The following is a 17,959-nucleotide window of genomic DNA, read 5'->3' as shown; positions in this document are numbered from 1 at the left end:
GGGGTATCCATCCGTCTAGAAGGGTTGGCGAGGAAAGCGGTGAACGACAGCGAAGATCATCTCCGCTGGTCAGCACTTTGACGGCGTGGCTTACCCCCATAGGGTGACCTGGCGGCGTACCGTGTTCCGAAACGCGTTCCCGTGAATGACTCTCGGGAGCACAGGCCAACGCGACGAGACGGAGGCAACGCATGCGGCCGGTACGCTTCGTCGCCCTCTCCGAGGACGGACAGGCTCTCGTGCTCGCCGATGAGGTCGGGCGCCTACTCGCACTCCCCATCGACGACCGGGTCTCCGGAGTCCTGACCGAGGGCCCCGCGGCTCCCGGCACGGCGGTCGCCGTGCTCACCGAGAACGCGACGCCCTCGCTCTCCCCGCGCGACATCCAGGCCCGCATCCGGTCCGGCGACTCCGCCGAGGAGGTCGCCCGGATCGCCGGGGTGCCCGTCGACCGGGTGCTCCGCTACGCCGGCCCGGTGCTGCAGGAGCGCGCCATGCTGGCCCAGCACGCCCGCCGCACCCGGCTGAAGACGTCCGATTCCGGTCAGCCGCTCGCCGAGGTGGTCGACAGCCGCCTCGCGCAGCACGGCATCGACACCGAGAAGATCTCCTGGGACGCCTTCCGCCGCGACGACGGCACCTGGCGCATCGTCGCCACCTGGCCGTCCGGCAAGGCCACCGCGCAGGCCATCTGGGATCTCGACAAGGGTCGTCAGGTGGTCGCGCCGCACGACGACATGGCGCAATATCTGTGCGCCGAGCGTCCCACCCAGATCCTCGGCCAGGAGCCGGCGCCCGAGCGCGGCGGCCACGGCCTGCCCGGCCCGGTCCGCAGCACCGAGCCGAGCCGCGGTGGGCACGGTCTGCCCAGCGCCGACCCGTCCAGCCGGGGCAACACCCGCGACTCGATCCGGGCCAGCCGTGACGCCCTGCTCGCCTCACTGGACCGGCCGCTCGAGGGTTCGTCCGGCCGCAGCCTGGAGAGCCCGTCCCGGCGTCCGGCGCCCGGTGGTGCCGCGGCCCTGCTCGGCGGCGGTTCCGGCTCGGCCTTCGACGACGACAGCGACCTGCCCAAGGAGGTCCCGGCCGTCCCGTCGCTGGCGGTTCTGCGCCCCCGGCGCACGGTCGGCCAGGCCCCCTCGAGCAGCACCGAGTCGGAGGAGAGCAGCAAGCCCCGCAAGCGCCTGCCGAGCTGGGACGACGTGCTCTTCGGCGGTGGCCCCGCGGCCCGCGAGTCCTCCTGAGCGGCCTGTTCGTCGCGGTCTTCCCGTCCGAGGAGGTCCGTGACCACCTGCGCCGCCGGTTGTCCGCGGTGTCCGTGCGCCGGGCCGAGAAGTGGCACGTCACGCTGGTCTTCCTCGGTGACGTGCCGGATCACGCGCCGGTGGCCGATGCTCTGCGCAAGCTGCCGGCGCCCGCGCCGTTCCGTCTGCGGCTGTCCGGTGCCGGGCGCTTCGGGGCGGTTCTCTGGGCCGGGCTGGACGGCGATCTGCCGGCCCTGCACGATTTCCGGGAGTCGGTCCGGTCGGTGCTGCCGCCGTCCGATCCACGGCCGTTCCAGCCCCACCTGACCGTCTCGTACCGGTTCGACCGCCGACTGGCCACCGCCCTCGACGGCTATGCCGGGCCGACCTGGACGGTCGACGAGTTCTGCCTGGTCAGCAGCGTGGACGGGGCATACCATCGGGTGTGGACCCGGGCTTTCGCGTCCTGACTCGTCCCCCTCCCGGGAGGTTCCGATGGCCGCACATCGCATCGGGGTGGCGCTGACCGGTGTCACGGCGGTCCTGGCCGTCGCCACACCCGCCCAGGCCGCGTCCACCGGCACCGCGCGGGTGGTGAGATCCGGCGCCACGCCTGTCATCGCGTTCAAGGCCGGCGCGGGTAAGCAGAACCGGGTGGTCGTCTCCCGCTCCGGGACCACGGTCACCATCGACGACCAGGTCCGGATCAAGGCCGGTGCGGGTTGTGCCGCCGTCAAAGGTGACGTGACGAAGGTCCGTTGCACGGTCGGCGGGTCACCGGTGCTAGACATCGGTCTCGGGGACCGGCACGACGTCTTCCTGAACAAGACCGCCATCACCGCCGTCATCCACGGCGGCACCGGCCCTGACACCCTCTACGGCGGCCTCGGTAAGGACTCGGTCTTCGGCGACGGCGGCACCGATCGGCTCTACGGCGGTGAGGGTGACGACCACCTGCAGGCCGGTCCGGGCGGCACCACCGAGGATTACCTGTCCGGTGGGATCGGCGACGACGTCCTGCTCGGAAGCCCCGGGAAGAACTACCTGAACGCCGGGGACGGCGACGACGTGGTCTATCCCGGGGCCGGTGACGACTGGACGTATGCCGGTTACGGCGACGACATCGTCCGCGACAGCACCGGCAACGACACGGTGGACGCCGGCATGGGCGACGACCGGGTCAGCGGAGGCCCCGGCAACGACAAGCTGTGGGGCGCCGAGGGCAACGACGTGATCTACGGAGGCCCCGGCACCGACCACCTGACCGGCGACGACGGCGACGACCTGCTGAACGCCTCGGCGGACGGCCCCGCGGCCCCCTACGACACCGCCCCCGACACCATCGACGGCGGAGCCCATGTACTCGGCGACCGGGCCTGGACCCGCCCCGAGGACACTCCGGTCAACTGCGAAACCATCACCCCCCTGCCCTGATCGCACCCGGCCTGTCGCCCCGGCACCGGCGGGCATCCTGGCCGGCTCCTGCCTTGGAGACCGCCGGGGTTCGCTTCTGCGGCTCGCGCGGTCGTTCGGCTCCGGGGTGGGGTGGTGAGTCGCGGGACCACCGGATCCGGCCCGGCGGTCGCCGGGCGGTCCGGTGGGAGGAGCGCCTCGCGGGTGGCCACGGGAGGGGTGGATCTGCGGGGAGGTGCTATTCGTACTATATGGGTGTCTTTAAGGGTTTTGCCGGAAGATCAAGCCCGCTGCGGCCAGCTCGTATTCGACTCGGCAGCGTTCTGCGTCTCGGTCCAGGCCGGTCAGCGGGTCCAGGAATTCCGTTATGCCCAGGCAGCGGCAGGCCAGGCTCAGGCGGGCGTCGTAGCTGCGCATGGTTGCCGCGTGCAGCACTTCGGAGTGGAGTGCCAGGTTGCGGCGCTGGCGGTCCAGGCGACGCAGGTCGAAGGCGATCTCCTCGATCGCCGGGAGGCGCAGCGTGGTCAAGCGGCCCTGGTCCCAGGAGCGCATGCCCCGCTCCAGGCGCCGCAGCGATCCGGGCCGGCGACGGCGGGCAGGTACGCGCCGAGGGAAGGGGCTCTCCGCCCGGGAGCGCGGGGCCCGGGAGCGCAGGGCTTGGGCGCGCAGTTCGCGACGGCCGGCTCGGGTGAACAGACGGCGCATGTCGGACGGTTTGCCGCTCAGAAGGATCGTTGCGGCACACGGAAATATCAGCAGCACGGAGAGCGCCGCCGAGAGCACAGCAATGTGCGCGATCGCCACGGGTTCGACGCTAGGCCCTGACCGGCCGGGTCGGAATACCCGTTCGGTGGAGCCGACTGTGCCAACATCACCCGTCCTGACCTCGACATACGCACTTCCCGGCTTTTCCCGGAATTGCTTTCAGACTTTGACGCCGGACCGTTCCCCGACCCGCTCGGCCGGACGCGACTTCGACTCGCCCGGACGCGACTGAGAATCGGCCGGACGCGGCTGAGGGAGATCGGTGGGCTCGGTCGGTGGGAGATCGGTGGGCTCGGTCGGCGGGCTGATCACCGTCAGGCGGGGGCGCCGGCCCATCCGGAGGCTGAGCCGGTCGCCGCTCGACCTCAGCTCCCAGATCAGGGCGCCGACCGCGGCCGCGAAGCTGACCATGCCGGCCGCCCAGATGCTCGACGGCACCCCGAAGTGCTCGCCCCACCAGCCGGACAGCGACGCCCCGATCGGTGTGGTGCCGAGGAAGACCAGCACGTACAGGGCCATCACGCGGCCCCGGTACTCCGGGTCGACACCCATCTGGACCCGGTGGTTGCAGCCCTGCGCGAGGTAGATCGAGAAGAATCCGGTCGGCACCAGCAGCAGTGCGGCGGTGACGAAGTTCGGTGCGAAACCGACGGCGATCTCGAAGACGCCGAAGAGCAGGGCGGCCCCGATGATCAGGTACGCGCTGGGCCGGGCGCTGCGGCGGGAACCGGCCAGCGCGCCACCCAGCGAACCGATGGCCAGAGCCGTGGTCAGCAGTCCGAACGTGGACGCTCCGGCGTTGAACTCGATCTTCGCGAGGGCGGCCAAAGTGACCGGGAAGTTGAAGCCGATCATGCCGATCACGAACATCATGCCGATCGGCAGCATCAGGTCGTGACGTTTGCCGACGTAGCGCAGGCCGTCGATGACCCGGGTGTCGCCGCCGCGCTTGCGTTCGGTCCGGTACAGGTCGGCGGGGCGCATCCGCAGGTAGGTGAAGACCGGCGCGATGGCCAGCACCGTCGAGATCAGGAACACGCCGGGGGTGGAGAGCAGCGCCAGCAGCACACCGGCCAGGGCGGGCCCGGCGATCCGGGCGACGTTGAAGGTGGCCGCGGAGAGCGCGAGCGCGTTCGGCAGCAGGTGCAGCTCGACCAGCTCGGAGACGAACGACTGCCGGACCGGGGTCTCGACCGCGTTCGCGATGCCCAGGAACAGGGCGGAGACGAAGACGTGCCAGAGCTCGACCACGCCGGAGGCGACCAGGATCGCGAAGACGATGGCGAAGAACGCGAAGGCGGCGTTGGCCGCGATCAGCAGCTTGCGCTTGTCGTAGCGGTCGGCGAGACGGCCGGACCAGAGCGTCAGGACCATCACCGGGACGAACTGGAGCGCGGTCACCACGCCCAGTGCGCCCGGGGAGTTGTCGGACAGCTCCAGGACCAGCCAGTCCTGCGCGGTGAACATCATCCACACGCCGAGCAGCTTCACCAGCTGACCGATCGTGAACAGCCGGTAGTTCGGTACCCCTAGGGATCGGAAAGTGGTGCCCAAGACAACCCCTCTTCGTCGTACGCGTCATCGCCACATGTGACGAAGCGGAACGACCGGGGTGTGTCAGCCCCGGGCGACGCGCTGCATGATCTCCGCGGCGCGCGCCAGGGTCTCCCGTTCCTCAGGGGTGAGCCGCTCGAGTTCCACGGCCAGCCACTCGTTGCGGGCCCGCTCGTTGAACGCGTAGACCGCCCGGCCCTCGTCGGTGGCGGCCAGGATCACCTGACGGCCATCGGTGGGGTGGGGGGTCCGCGCGACGAGCCCGCGCTCCTCCAGCTTGCCGACGATCTTCGTCATCGTCGGGGGCTGGACCCGCTCCATGTCGGCGAGCTCACGAGGAGTCAGCGCACCGGCCAGTTGGAGACTGGTCAGCGCGGAGAGCTGACTGAACGTCAGATCGCCGACGGGGCGGGCCTGCCGGACTCGCCGGCTGAACCGGATGATCGCATCCCGCAGCGTTTTGGCCAGCGTCTCGGCCGTGGTGCGCTCCGTCGTCATCACCCGCTCCATCACGGTCCTTAGCTTAGCTAATGAGCATGGCTAACGACATCTGTTGACTCGTATGACAGCCGTCACCGGGCTCGTATGGCCCGGTGACGGCTGGTTCTCTCAGGAAACGAAACTCAGAGGATCCAGGATTCCAGGGGGCCCCGGGCGAAGTACAGGACGAACAGGGCGGCGATGCCGTACATCAGGGGGTGGATCTCCTTGATCCGGCCGGTCGCCATCTTCAGGATCACGTAGGAGATGATCCCGGCGCCGATGCCGTTGGAGATCGAGTACGTGAACGGCATCAGCGTGACGGTCAGGAACGACGGCACCGCGATCGTGTAGTCCGACCAGTCGATCTGCCGGACCGTGGTGATCATCAGGAAGCCGACCACGACCAGCGCGGTCGACGCCGCCTCGAACGGCACCACCTTCACCAGCGGCGCGAAGAACATCGCCACCAGGAACAACGCACCGGTCACCAGGCTGGCGACACCGGTCCGGGCACCCTCGCCGACACCTGAGGCACTCTCCACGTACGACGTGTTGCTGGACACACTGGCCGCCCCACCGGCCACCGCGGCGACCGAGTCGACGAGCAGGATCTCCTTGGTACGCGGCGGCATGCCCTCCTCGTCGAGCATCTCGCCCTCCTGCCCGACCGCGACCATCGTGCCCATCGTGTCGAAGAAGTCCGCCACCAGCAGCGTGAAGACGAACATCAGCACGACCAGCGGACCGGCCGTCGACCAGGAGTCGAGCACGTTGAACTTGCCGATCAGCGACAGGTCCGGGACGTCGATGATCTGGTCCGGGATCGTCGGCGTGTTCAGCGACCAGCCACCGGGCTTCGCGATCGCCTCGACGATCATCGCGATCACCGTGGTGCCGAGGATGCCGATCAGGATCGCGCCCTTGACCTTGCGGACGAACAGCACCAGCGTGAGCAGCAGGCCGATCACGAAGACCAGAATCGGCCAGGTCATCAGCTTGCCACCGGTGCCCAGCTCGACCGGGACGGTGGTGTTGGCGGCGTCCGGGATGCGGTGCACGAAGCCCGCGTCGACCAGACCGATGATCATCAGGAAGAGGCCGATACCGACCCCGATGGCGGTCTTCAGCTGGGTCGGCACCGCCTTGAAGACGGCCGTGCGCAGGCCAGACAGCACCAGGATGGCGATCAGCACACCCTCGATGACGACCAGGCCCATCGCGTCGGCCCACGTCATCTGAGGCGCGATCTCGTAGGCGACCAGGGCGTTCACGCCGAGGCCGGCGGCCAGCGCCAGCGGGAACCGGCCCACCACGCCCATCAGGATCGTCATCAGGCCCGCGACCAGCGCGGTCCCGGCGGCCAGCGCCGCGATCGGCAGCTGCGCGCCGGACTTGTCGGTGCCACCGGCCAGGATCAGCGGGTTCAGCACCACGATGTACGCCATCGTGAAGAACGTGACGACACCGCCACGGATCTCGCGGCTCAGCGTCGAGCCGCGCTCGGTTATCTCGAAAAACCTGTCGAAGGCAGTCATGAGACCCTTTCGGGTAATACGCGAGGGAACGCGCGCATGTTGTCAGACCCGCGTTTCGGCGACAAAAACCGAGCGATGTTACAACTCTCACGTGCCGCTCGGATGCGATGCGTAGTGGCCGTACCCTGGCGGAGTGACTGACCTGTCTCCCGCCACGAAACCCGGCGATTCACTGCCGCCGGTCCTCGCCGTGGTGACCGGGACGAAACCACGGCCCGCGCCCCTCGACCCACCCATGGTCCCGATCGCGCTGACCGGCGTCGCCGCGTTCGCCATAGCCCTGCTGGCCACCTGGCTGGGCGGGGCGCCCGACTCGATCGTGCAGATCTGCCTGGCCGGCCTGCTCTGGGGCATCCCGGGCACGCTGACGATGGTCGTGCACGACCGGAACCGGAAGCGCCGCCGGGCGCTGACCCACCCGGAGTTCCAGACAGGCGACTAAGGCCTAGCTGTGGCCGTACTCTTCGGCCGGGTCGCCGGACTCCACCGAGCCGTGCCCGCGGCTGACCGCCACCGCCTCGACCTCGCTGTCGTCGTAAACCGTCGGCAGCTCGTCGACCGGCTGCTCGGACGTGCTCACCAGAGCCTCCGAGTGCGCGCCGCAGCCGTGGTCGGCGGCGACCGCGCGGCCGTCGTCGGGCGCGTAGAGGTTGCCGCAGACGCCGAACATGCGGCGCATCGAGCCCGCCAGCGGCAGGTAGAAGCCGCACGCGCCGCACCGGGCGTTACGCGGGGCCGCCGTCGAGATCGGGGCCTCCGGGCCGGCGTCGCCGTCGTACCACCGCTGGGCGGTCTCCATCCGGCCTTCCTGGGACATCACCCGGGACCGGCCCAGGCCCAGCTCCCAGGAGACCTCCTCGACCGCGGCGTCGTCACTGAGCACATAGCCCGGGGCGAGGCGATCGTCGTCCGGAGCGGTCGGCATCAGGTCGCCGACGCCCAGGTCGCCGGGCTGGACCCGCTCGTTCCACGGCACCCAGCCGGGGGCGAGCAGCGCGTCCGGACCCGGGAGCAGCACCGTCTCGCAGACCGTGACGTGCCGGCTGCGCGGGACACGGGTCACCGTGACCGCCCACCGCCAGCCCTGGTAACCGTCCAGATGACTTTCAAAGAAATGAGTGACCAGGCGATCACCCTCCGCGACGACTTCCAGATGGTCGCCGATCTCGGTGGGGTCCACTTCGGTGATGGCACCACGCGCCACCCCGACAGCATCGGCACAGACCTGGTCGAGTCGGGCGGCGCGGGAGACGGTCCTGGAGGTCACCCGCCCATTGTTGCCTACCGAACCCCGGAGCCCGCAACGACTCCCCAGATAACCCGGACAGCCAGGGCCTTGCGGATCGCCGGGCCCCGGAACGGGACGCGGGTCGCCCACATCAGTCAGGATGGTTCCATGCCGCTGCTTCCCACGCTCGGACGCACCGTCGGCACCGGCGTCAAGGCCGCCCGGCTGCTGGTGCGCGGATCGGTGCGCGGCGGTGCCTGGGCCACCCGCCGGGTCGGGTCCGCCCGCGCCCGCGGCGCCGCCAACGAGGTCGGCATGATCCGCCTCTTCGACCTGCACGCGGTCTCCTGCGCCGGCGACGCGCTGATCGCCATCGGGCTCGCCGGGACGATCTTCAGCGTTCCGCTCGGCGAGGCGCGCAGCAAGGTCGCGCTCTATCTGCTCATCACGATGGTGCCGTTCGCGCTGCTCGCGCCGGTGGTCGGCCCACTGCTGGACCACTTCCGGCACGGCCGCCGGTACGCGTTGGCCACCACGTTCCTGGGCCGGGCCTTCCTCGCCTACGTGATGGCCGACAACCTGCTCGGCTGGGGGCTCTACCCGGCGGCGTTCGGGGTGCTGGCCCTGTCCCGGGCGTACGGGGTGGCCCGCTCCGCCGCCGTCCCGCGACTGTTGCCCGAGGGTGTCGGACTGTCCCAGGTCGGCGCCCGCGCCAGCGTGTACGGCACCTTCGCCGGCGCGCTCCTCGCCCCGATCGGGTTGCTCGCGTTCAAATTCGGGCCACAGTGGCCGCTCCGTGTCGCCGCGCTGGTCTTCCTGGCCGGTGTGGTCGTCGCGTTGCGCCTGCCGCCGCGTGCCGACTCCGACCCGCCGGAAGCCCTGCCGCTGGCCTGGCGCACCGTGCTCGGCCTCGGCCGCGGCACCGAGCGCCCACTCTCCGGCAAACTCGTCGTCGCCACCCTGATCGGCAGCACCAGCCTGCGGCTTCTCTACGGGTTCCTGCTGCTCTTCCTCACGTTTGCGATCATGGGCGGCCAGCTGGACACCTCGATCGCCGGGTGGGAACTCGGCCGGGGCACCGCGGTCGGCCTGGTCGGCGGCGCCCTCGCCCTCGGCACGTTCCTGTCCACCGCGGCCGGCACCGGGCTGCGCATCCGCCGCCCGCTCGCCCTCCAGTCCAGCGGTCTCGCCGTCACCGCCGGCGCCGCCGTGCTCACCACGATCTTCTACAACCTGGCGATGGTGACGCTGCTCGCCCTGCTCACCGCGATCTTCAGCGGCATCGCCAAGATGGCCGTCGACGCCAGCATCCAGGAACGGGTCGGTGATCAGCAGCGGGCCACCGCGTTCTCCCACTCGGAAACCGCCCTGATGCTGGCGTGGGTGGCCGGCGGCGGGCTGGGCCTGATCCCGGTGACCGGGCGGCTCGGCATCGGCTTCGCGGCCTTGCTGGCGGTTCTCGCGGCCGCCCGGGCCGTCTGGTCCGCCACCCGCCTGCACAACGAGCGCCTGGCCGGCCGCCCCGGCGCGGCCCCCACCGACGACCTCCTCTCCGAGGACACTTCTTCCTTCTCCGGTACGCCTGACGAAGCCTCCCGCCCCTCCCCCACCGACCCGTGGCCCGACTCCGATCAGCCTGCCGACCCGTGGGCCGCCCGCCAGCGACCGTCCGATCCCTGGGCCGATTCTGATCACCCGGACGATCCGGATGGGCCGGACTTCGATCGCACCGCTCGCCGCTCCTCTTCATCCGCTTCATCTGCTTCATCTGCGAACCGCTCCTCGGGGTCCGGCGGGCAGCCCTCGGCGGGGCGGCAGGCTCCCGACCAGCGGGCCGGCGGTGACCGGGCGGGCTCCGGGCCCGAACCCACCACCCGGATGGACCCTGACGACGAGCCGACGAGCCGGCGCTGGTGGCAGAGCAGGCGCAGGAGCACGGCCACCTCGCGCCCGGCGACCGTCCGCCGCCGGCGCGCGGCAGCCGCCGAATCCGAGGAGCCGGCCACCCGCCCGGTCACCACCGACAACCGCGACGATTCCGGTCCACGACGCGGCTCCGGCAGCGGCCATGGCGAATCGGAGACCTGGCGCAGCTCCGGTGGCGGCCGTGACGGTAGCAGCCGCGATGGCGGCGGCGGGGCGGGCTCGGGGGCGCCTCCCGGGTACCACGTCTACCGGCCGTCCTCCGCTGGATCCGAGGACCGTGACTTCGACCGTTCGAATGGTGAGGACCTGTGAGCCCGTACCCGATCCTGGTCGTGACCGCGGTGAACGCCGAGGCCGAAGCCTTCCGGGAGAGCCTGGACCCGGAGAAGATCGTGGTCGAGGCGGTGGGCGTCGGTCCGGCCGCGGCCGCCGCGGGAACCGCGCGCCTGCTCACCTCCCGGCCCTACCGCGCGGTGATCAGCGCCGGGATCGCCGGTGGTTTCCCGGGCCGCGCGGACATCGGCGGTCTGGTGATCGCCACTCGCAGCATCGCCGCCGACCTGGGCGCGGAATCCCCCGGCGGGTTCCTCCCGGTCGAGGAGCTCGGGTTCGGCAGCAGCGTTCTGGAAGCCGACCCGGTCCTGGTCAAGGCCCTCCGCGACGCTCTGCCCACGGCGGTCCCCGGCGACGTCCTCACCCTGGCGACCGTCACCGGAACGGCAGCCACCACCGACCGGCTCGCCACCCGGTTCCCGCAGGCGGTGGCCGAGGCGATGGAGGGTTACGGGGTAGCGGTGGCCGCCGAGGGAGCCGGAGTCCCGTTCGCCGAACTGCGCGCGATCTCCAACCCGGTCGGCCCCCGCGATCGGGCCGCCTGGCGTCTGGCCGACGCCTTCGCCGCCCTGCGCACCGCGGCCCCCGCCCTGAACACCCTTCCCTGACGCCCTTCCCTGACGCCCTTCCCTGACGCCCTTCCCTGGCACTCACCCGAGCTTCCCTGACACTCATTGGCTGCTGGCGAGCCGCGGGCAGTGAGGGCGGGCGTGGTCATGGGGAGCGTCAATCCCTGATTTCCCACGCCGACCCGGCGGCCAGCGGGTGGGGAATCGCGGTTGGGGTGAGCGTTTACGCGGAAGTTATTGCTGTCCGCGATCTCGGGCGTCATGCTGCGCTGAACACGTGTGATCGGGAACACCCTGACACCGTCTACACCGGAGCGAGGCATCGATGAGTGACGTGAGCGCCGGCACCCGGGCCCGGCTGATCGGCGCCGGTTACGCGGCGCAGGGTCTGGGCTATGCGGCCGTGGTCACGGCGTTGCCGGCGTTCAAGGAGCGGCAGGGTATCGACGACACGTTCGTCTCGGTGATCCTGCTGATGGTGGTCGTGGCGGCGGCCGGCGGATCGGTGCTGGCCGATCGGGTGGCGGCCCGGTGGGGCAGCCGCTACGCGCTGGCGTCCGGGCTGTTCCTGGTCGGCGCGGGGCTGGCGGGCACCACGTTCTGGTCACCGAATGCGGTCTTCGCGACGATCTTCCTGGCGTACGGCGTGGGCCTGGGCGCGGTCGACGCCTCGCTGAGCATGCAGGGGGTGCTGGTGCAGGCCCGCCTGGGGCGCAGTGTGATGAGCCGGCTGTTCGCCGCCTACACGGCCGCCGCGATCGCCGCCGCCCTGCTGATGTCGGGTGCGCTGGAGACGGGTGCGGGCGCCGCGGTCGCGGTGGCGGTGGCGGCGGTGTTCGCGGTGCTGGTGGGGTTGGTGGGCTGGCGGTCGTTCGTGCCGGGGCGTACCGAACGGTCGCATGTGGCCCATGACGGCGGTGGTCGTGCCGTACGGCCAATTGTCCTGGTCTGCGGGATGTTGATCTTCACGGCTTTTCTGGTGGACTCGGCGATCAGCACGTGGAGTTCGGTCTACCTGCACGACTCGCTGTCGGCGGCGGCCTCGGTGGCGCCGCTGGGCTACGCCGCGTACCAGGGGGCCGTCCTGGTGAGCCGCCTGGTCGCCGACCATGTGGTGCCGCGGGCCGGCCGGCTGCCGGTCGCGATCGGCTCGCTGCTGGCCTGCGGGATCGGCTGCGCCCTGGTGGTCACGCTGCCGGTGGTGGGCGCCGCGATGGCCGGTTTCGCGATCGCCGGGATCGGGGTGGGTGTGCTGGTGCCGCTGGCGTTCAGTGCGGCCGGTGAGGCGGCGCTGGGCAGCAGCGACGAGGTGATCGCCAAGGTGAACCTGTTCAACTACGGCGGGGCGCTGCTCGGCGCGGTGCTGCTGGGCGCCCTGTCCGAGCCGGTCGGGCTGCGCTGGGCGTTCCTGATCCCGGTGGTGGCGGTGATCGTGACGGTGCCGCTGGCCCGTCGGTTGCGGCACCTGACCGTCCCCCAACCGGCCGTGAGCTGAGCCGCCATCGCAGAGACAGCCGGCCGTGAGCTGAGCCACCGCCTCCGTGAGCTGAGCCACCGTCGCAGGGACAGATCGGGATGGTGCCCGGTGACTAAGCTGTGGCCGTGCCGAAGCTGGTGGACCACGACCTGAGACGGGCGGAGCTGCTGGCGGCGGCCTGGCGGGTGGTCCGGTCCCGGGGTGTCGAGGGCACCACGACCAGGGCGATCGCCGACGAGGCCGGCTGTTCGCTGAGTGTGCTGGCGCACTTCCTGGGCGGCAAGGACGACATCCTGGTGGCCGCGCAGAAGGCGGTCTACGACCGGATCGTGGAGCGGGCCTTCGAGATCGGCGGCGACCTGTTCGGCCTGGACGGCCTGCGGGCGGCCCTGGAGGCGGTGCTCCCGCTGGACGAGGAGCGGGCCGCGGACGCCCATGTGAACGTGGCGTTCGCCGGCGCGGCCCTGTCCCATCCGCGTCTCGCCGAGTCCCGCCGGGATTCCCACCGGGCGATAAGAGTCCACCTGCTGAACTGCCTGCGCGAGGCCCGCGAGCTGGGCGAGCTGCGCCCCGGCGTGGACGACGAGGTGGTGATCGACGATTTCATCATCCTGGTCGAGGGCAGCACCCTGCTGAGCCTGGTCGACGGCTGGGCCGAGGAGGGCCGTTCGGAGCGCCTGTCCCGGCTGGCCGACCAGTTCGTCGACCAGCTCCGCGGCTGACCGGTCAGCCGGCCTGCGCGGCGATCAGGTCGCGGTACCAGAAGTAGGAGTCCTTGGGGGTTCGTTTCTGGGTGTCGAAGTCGACGTGGATCAGGCCGAAGCGTTCGTCGAAGCCGGCCGCCCACTCGAAGTTGTCCAGGGCCGACCACACGTAGTAGCCGTCCACCCGTACCCCGGCGGCAATGGCGTCGGCCACCGCCCGCAGGTGGGCGTCCAGGTAGGCGATCCGCCGCTCGTCGTGGACCCGGCCGTCGGCGCCGGGATCCGCGTCGTGGAAGGAGGCGCCGTTCTCCGTGATGATCACCGGCGGCAGCGCGGGGTATCTGTCGCGCAGCGTCACCAGGATCTCGGTCAGGCCGGCCGGGACGATGGCCCAGCCGAAGTCGGTGCGCTCGGCGCTCTTCACCGGCACCGGCGAGAACGGCATCCCGTCCGGAATGTCCACTTCGAGCACGCCATGGTAATCCTTGCCCACACGAGGCGCCTCGATCATCGTCGGCTCGTAGTAGTTGACCCCGTAGAAGTCCAGGCGTGCCCGGATCAGCTCCAGGTCCCGGTCCAGCTGGGCGCCGGACGTGCCGACCCCGGCCCGGATCATCTCGTTCGGGTAGTCGCCGAGCAGGATCGGATCGGAGAAGGTCCAGTTCGTCAGTTCGGAGAAGAGCGTCGCCGCGGCGACGTCCTCCGGTGCGTCGGTGGCCGGGGAGACCGGGAAGTGCTGGCTGGCGACCCCCACGGTTCTTGCTCCGTGGGTACGCAGGACCTGCACCGCCAACCCGTGGGCCAGCAGCTGGTGATGCCCCGCCGGGAGAGCGCCGAGCCCCAGGCCACGGGCCGGGGCGTGATCGGCGAGCGCGTACCCGTACAGGGTGTGCACGTTCATCTCGTTCATGGTGATCCAGTCCCGCACCCGGTCGCCGAGCCGGAGCACCAGCGTGCTGGTGTAGTCGGCGAGCCGGTGGGCGGTGTCCCGGTTCATCCAGCCGCCGGTGTCCTCCAGCTCCTGGGGCAGGTCCCAGTGGTAGAGGGTCGGCACCGGCCGCAGCCCGTGCGCGACGATGGTGTCGACGAGCCGGTCGTAGAACCCGACGTCCCCGGCGAGCACCCGGGGCCACGAGAAGGAGAACCGGTAGTCCTGCACCCCGGCCTCGGCGATGAGCCGGACGTCCTCGGCGAACCGGTGGTAGTGGTCGATCGCCACCGACCCGTCCTGACCGTTCCTGATCGTGCCGCCGGTGCCCGTGAAGGTGTCCCAGATGCTCGGGCCCTTGAGCGCGGCCGCGCCTTCGATCTGGTAAGCCGAGGTCGACATGCCGAAGCGGAAGCCGGATGGGAACTGGGGGTACACGGTGGTTCCTTTCAGGACAGTGTCTTGAGCCGTGGCAGGAGGGCCAGCGCGATCAGCGCGAAACCCGCCGTGACCAGGTAGAGCGTCCGGTACCCGCCGAGCATGGTGACGATCGGCGCGGCGAGCACGGGGGCGAGCAGCTGGGGCAGGGTGCCGGCGATGTTGGCGACGCCGAGCATGGTGGCCCGGGTCTCGGCGTCCGGCAGCACCTGAGTGATGACGGCCATGTCGACCGCGATGTAGGCGCCCCAGCCCATCCCGATCAGCACCGACGCCACCAGAGCCATCGACACCGTCGGGACCAGGGCCATCAGGGCGGTGCCGAGCGCCAGCACGAGCGCACCGGCCACCACGAAGATCCGGCGGCGTTCCCAGCGGTCCGACAGCATGCCGCCGGCGAAGCCGACGATGCCGGCGCAAAGAACATTCACCACTGTCAGTACGAGGACCCAGGTCGCCGCGTCGTCGACCCGTACCCGATCCGACAGGTAGTAGAGCAGGTAGACCAGGACCAGGGCGTTCACCAGGTTGAGCAGGAACCGGATGATCCAGGCCCAGGCGAACTGCCCGCCCGGCCGGCGCCAGTGGAACGAAGACGACCTGGCGATGACCCCCTCCCGATTGATGATCAGGAGGGTCGCGCCGAGGGCCGGAACCGCGACGGCCACCGCGATGTAGCCGATGGTCTCGTCCCCGGCCGCCACCGCGACCGCGGTGCCGAGGATGACGCCGACGATCTGGGCGACCCCGAACAGCGCCCCGACCGTGCCGCGCTGTTGCTCCGGCACCCGGTCGCCGATCATCGCGGCCAGGGCGGCGAGCGGCCCGTTCAGCCCGGCCTGCACCAGCATCCAGCCGGCCACCATCACCGGTGTGCTGTTCGCCGCGGAGAGGGTGAGCAGGCCGGCGATGCCGACCGCGGTGCCGGCCAGGAAGATCGGCCGGCGTGCGCCCAGACGGTCCGACAGCATGCCCCACAGCGGATTGGCCACCATGGACGCGGCCGCGCCCCACGCGGTGACCAGGGCGAGCAGCGCTTCCTTGCCGCCGTCACCGGCCAGCCGGGCCGCCTGCTCGGGGAGCAGGATCTGAATCGGCCCGAACCAGCCGGCGGCGACGCCGATCATGGCCAGCGCGTAAGCGGTCATCCACTTCCGGCGGACCGGCGCCGGGGCGACGGTTGTCACCCACGCGCCCCTTCCCACATCACGGTGTACGCCTCAGCCCCGCTGAGCAGCTGCTTCTTCAGTGCCGGGCCGTCGGTGCCGGCCTGGTTGACCAGGTCGGTGATCCAGTCGGGGTAGAGCCCGTACTGGGCGACGCCGTCGGTGTTGAGGTCGAAGGTCCGGGTGCCCATCACCTGCTTGGCGACGATGGTCCCGTTGATCGCGGTGAACGGGTAGGTGAGCGGGCTGGACCCGGCGTTCAGGCGGGGGGCTGCCTGCGGGCCCAGCCCGTTCACGTCGGTACCGACCCCGTACCCGGTGATCTTCGAGCCGTTGGCCAGGGCCCGGTGGGTCCGCCACTCGTCCAGGAAGGTCGGCGTGTCCTGGCCGTCGTCACTGGCCGCGAACGCGTAGCTGGCGACAAAACCGCCGACCCCGAGCGTCCGGTTGATCAGCGCCGGGTCGGCCCAGGTGTGCACCGAGGCGATGCCCGGGTAGTTCTTCTGCTCGGCGATGTCGAGGACCGCGGACGCGGTCTTCACCCCCATGTGGTCGATGTGGATGATCATGCCGCGGTCGATCATGCGATTGATCAGGTACGAACCGAGTGAGGTCAGGCCCCGGGTGTTGCAGATCGGCCCGCTCGGGTAGACCGGCAGGATCGTGCCCGCGGGCAGGTTCACACCGAGCTGCAGCAGCCGGGCGATGTCGTCGTTGACCAGCGGCTGCTCGTTGTCGGACGGGCCGGTGCAGCTGGTCGCCCGCCACCAGTGCCCGGTGGAGATCAGGTTGCCGACGTTGATCGCGGCGCCGGTGACGCCCTCGTCGAAGCGGGTGCCGCCGAACGCGTTGTCGAACTTGTGCACCGGGTACATCCCGCTGACCCCGAGGGCCTGCAACTCGTCCAGTCCGGCGTCGATGTCGGCGGTGGTGCACTGCGCCACGTTGTTGATCTCGCGACAGCCGAACAGCTCGGAGTTCTCCACGCCGATGGTGACCGCGAGTTTGCCCTGGGCCGCGATCGAGCGTACGTCCGCGGGGGTCTTGGCCAGGCGGAAGAAGCCCTTGCCCGGACCACCGCTGCGGGCGTCGATGTAGTCCTGCATCTTCTGCAGGTAGACGGCCTGCGCGCGGATCTGGTCCATCTCGTTGCAGGAGGTGTGCTCGGGCGTCAGCTCGCAGATCACCCGGTTGGCGACCAGCAGCACGTTGAGCACTCGCTGCCCGGACTTCCAGGTCCGTTCCAGGCTGCGGAAGTACGACGCCTGGTGCAGCAACGTGTCGTGCTGCGGCCAGTCGGTGAAGGTGGGCCAGCCGTCCTCGGCCGAGTTGATCGGGTCGGTCCCGGCGATGATGGCTTCCAGCAGCGCGCCCCAGCCCAGGGTTCCGTGCGAGGCACAACCCTTCAAGGCAACGGCGACACCACCACTGGCGTACGCGTCACCACAGCTCAGTGCCCCGCCGAAGGCCTCACCCGCGGTCACGTGGGCGTGCGCGTCGATCCAGCCGGCCAGTTTGCCACTGGAGTCCACACCGGGTGCCGGGGTGCCGCTGACACCGGTGGCGACGTCCGGGATCGCGGCACAGCCGGTGGCCGGCGCGAGTTTGAAGGTGGCGCTGCCGGTGCCGAGTCCACCCAGGTAGGAGCCCGCCTGCTGGCCGGTCTCGGTGTTGACGAACTTGTAGGAGGTGCCGTCGGTGCTGACCGTCCAGTCGGCGCGGGCGCCGTACTCGTTGCCGGCCCAGATCCAGTTGACCACGCTCTGGTACGGCGGGGCGCCGTCTCCGTCGCGGAGCAGGTACCGGCCGAGCTGGGTGGCCTCCAGCCGGAACGGCTCGGCGCTGGCGACGGCGCTCTTGAAGCCGTACCCGACCGAGTCCTTCCAGACGTAGCCGAGCGAGGTCGATCCGTGGAAAGCCTGGAGGGTGACGCAAGCGCCCTCCAGGTCGTAGGCGGGCGCCCAGCTCGCGGCGGCACTGGCGGGCGCGGACAGCCCACCGGCGACACCGATCACCAGGACGCCCGCGACCAGCGAACGCGGCACGAGGCACCCCCTTTGGTCGATCACTTGATCCAACAAAACGGAGTGTAAGAAGCGCCACACCTTTTCAGCCAGAGGTGAATGTAAATATTTTTTGAACCAGTTGTGTGCGGCGTGCGCCACGCACCCGGGCGGCCTGGACCGACACGGACTA

The 17,959-nt window shown here is 70.5% G+C and carries 16 protein-coding genes; 8 read left to right on the top strand and 8 right to left on the bottom strand.

From position 1 onward, the window contains the following. Positions 1-191: 191 nt before the first annotated feature. Genes sepH through Aco03nite_RS44500 form a run of 3 tightly spaced genes read left to right on the top strand, consistent with a single transcriptional unit; the run spans position 192 to position 2,678 of the window. On the top strand, positions 192-1,244 hold the full coding sequence (sepH, locus tag Aco03nite_RS44510; protein ID WP_203807690.1) for a septation protein SepH: 1,053 nt from the start codon (positions 192-194) through the stop codon (positions 1,242-1,244). Continuing rightward, complete coding sequence (thpR, locus tag Aco03nite_RS44505; RefSeq protein ID WP_203807817.1) at positions 1,193-1,714, top strand: RNA 2',3'-cyclic phosphodiesterase; 522 nt, start codon at positions 1,193-1,195, stop codon at positions 1,712-1,714. The genes sepH and thpR overlap by 52 nt, the downstream gene beginning before the upstream one ends. Before the next feature lie 25 nt (positions 1,715-1,739). Further along, positions 1,740-2,678, top strand: coding sequence for a calcium-binding protein (locus Aco03nite_RS44500; protein ID WP_203807688.1), 939 nt, complete (start codon positions 1,740-1,742; stop codon positions 2,676-2,678). 240 nt (positions 2,679-2,918) lie between these two features. Here the strand turns inward: Aco03nite_RS44500 and Aco03nite_RS44495 are convergent, their stop codons facing one another. From Aco03nite_RS44495 to Aco03nite_RS44480, 4 genes are all read right to left on the bottom strand, one after another. Then, entirely contained in the window at positions 2,919-3,461 is a 543-nt protein-coding gene (locus Aco03nite_RS44495) for a hypothetical protein (RefSeq protein WP_203807686.1), read from the bottom strand. A gap of 120 nt (positions 3,462-3,581) precedes the next feature. Next, positions 3,582-4,976 (bottom strand): MFS transporter, encoded by a 1,395-nt coding sequence (locus Aco03nite_RS44490; RefSeq protein WP_203807684.1) that lies wholly within the window; start codon positions 4,974-4,976, stop codon positions 3,582-3,584. Positions 4,977-5,039: 63 nt separating this feature from the next. Continuing rightward, positions 5,040-5,474 (bottom strand): MarR family winged helix-turn-helix transcriptional regulator, encoded by a 435-nt coding sequence (locus Aco03nite_RS44485; RefSeq protein WP_203807682.1) that lies wholly within the window; start codon positions 5,472-5,474, stop codon positions 5,040-5,042. Between the two features lie 125 nt (positions 5,475-5,599). After that, complete coding sequence (locus tag Aco03nite_RS44480) at positions 5,600-6,994, bottom strand: NCS2 family permease (protein WP_203807680.1); 1,395 nt, start codon at positions 6,992-6,994, stop codon at positions 5,600-5,602. Between the two features lie 133 nt (positions 6,995-7,127). Here Aco03nite_RS44480 and Aco03nite_RS44475 point away from each other — a divergent pair, with 133 nt between their 5' ends. Continuing rightward, the gene (locus Aco03nite_RS44475; RefSeq protein ID WP_373872687.1) at positions 7,128-7,436 is read left to right on the top strand and encodes a DUF2530 domain-containing protein; all 309 of its coding nucleotides are present in this window, start codon (positions 7,128-7,130) and stop codon (positions 7,434-7,436) included. 3 nt (positions 7,437-7,439) lie between these two features. On the opposite strand, the gene Aco03nite_RS44470 is transcribed toward Aco03nite_RS44475, so the two are convergent. Then, positions 7,440-8,261 carry a DUF3027 domain-containing protein gene (locus Aco03nite_RS44470; RefSeq protein ID WP_203807678.1) on the bottom strand — a complete coding sequence of 274 codons (822 nt, stop codon included), beginning with the start codon at positions 8,259-8,261 and terminating at the stop codon, positions 7,440-7,442. A gap of 129 nt (positions 8,262-8,390) precedes the next feature. On the opposite strand from Aco03nite_RS44470, the gene Aco03nite_RS44465 reads away from it, so the two are divergent. The 4 genes from Aco03nite_RS44465 to Aco03nite_RS44450 all read left to right on the top strand — a co-directional run bounded on the left by Aco03nite_RS44465 (position 8,391) and on the right by Aco03nite_RS44450 (position 13,249). Further along, on the top strand, positions 8,391-10,460 hold the full coding sequence (locus tag Aco03nite_RS44465; RefSeq protein WP_373872686.1) for an MFS transporter: 2,070 nt from the start codon (positions 8,391-8,393) through the stop codon (positions 10,458-10,460). After that, the gene (locus tag Aco03nite_RS44460; protein WP_203807676.1) at positions 10,457-11,089 is read left to right on the top strand and encodes a futalosine hydrolase; all 633 of its coding nucleotides are present in this window, start codon (positions 10,457-10,459) and stop codon (positions 11,087-11,089) included. The genes Aco03nite_RS44465 and Aco03nite_RS44460 overlap by 4 nt, the downstream gene beginning before the upstream one ends. A gap of 286 nt (positions 11,090-11,375) precedes the next feature. Beyond that, positions 11,376-12,545 (top strand): MFS transporter, encoded by a 1,170-nt coding sequence (locus Aco03nite_RS44455; RefSeq protein WP_203807674.1) that lies wholly within the window; start codon positions 11,376-11,378, stop codon positions 12,543-12,545. A 107-nt stretch (positions 12,546-12,652) separates the two neighbouring features. After that, a complete protein-coding gene (locus Aco03nite_RS44450; RefSeq protein WP_203807672.1) occupies positions 12,653-13,249 on the top strand; it encodes a TetR/AcrR family transcriptional regulator in 597 nt (198 codons plus the stop codon). Positions 13,250-13,253: 4 nt separating this feature from the next. Here the strand turns inward: Aco03nite_RS44450 and Aco03nite_RS44445 are convergent, their stop codons facing one another. From Aco03nite_RS44445 to Aco03nite_RS44435, 3 genes are read right to left on the bottom strand one after another with little or no spacing between them, the layout of a single operon-like run. Next, positions 13,254-14,597 (bottom strand): GH1 family beta-glucosidase, encoded by a 1,344-nt coding sequence (locus tag Aco03nite_RS44445; protein WP_203807670.1) that lies wholly within the window; start codon positions 14,595-14,597, stop codon positions 13,254-13,256. 11 nt (positions 14,598-14,608) lie between these two features. After that, on the bottom strand, positions 14,609-15,784 hold the full coding sequence (locus Aco03nite_RS44440) for an MFS transporter (RefSeq protein ID WP_239145942.1): 1,176 nt from the start codon (positions 15,782-15,784) through the stop codon (positions 14,609-14,611). Continuing rightward, positions 15,781-17,808: an amidohydrolase family protein gene (locus Aco03nite_RS44435; protein ID WP_203807668.1), complete on the bottom strand. Its 2,028-nt coding sequence runs from the start codon at positions 17,806-17,808 to the stop codon at positions 15,781-15,783. The genes Aco03nite_RS44440 and Aco03nite_RS44435 overlap by 4 nt, the downstream gene beginning before the upstream one ends. Between the last annotated feature and the right edge of the window lie 151 nt (positions 17,809-17,959).

The sequence above is a fragment of the Actinoplanes couchii genome, from assembly GCF_016862075.1.
GTDB classification, from domain to species: Bacteria; Actinomycetota; Actinomycetes; order Mycobacteriales; family Micromonosporaceae; genus Actinoplanes; species Actinoplanes couchii.
The sequence above is the reverse complement of the archived record's forward strand: the minus strand, read 5'-3'. Positions and strand labels throughout refer to the sequence as shown.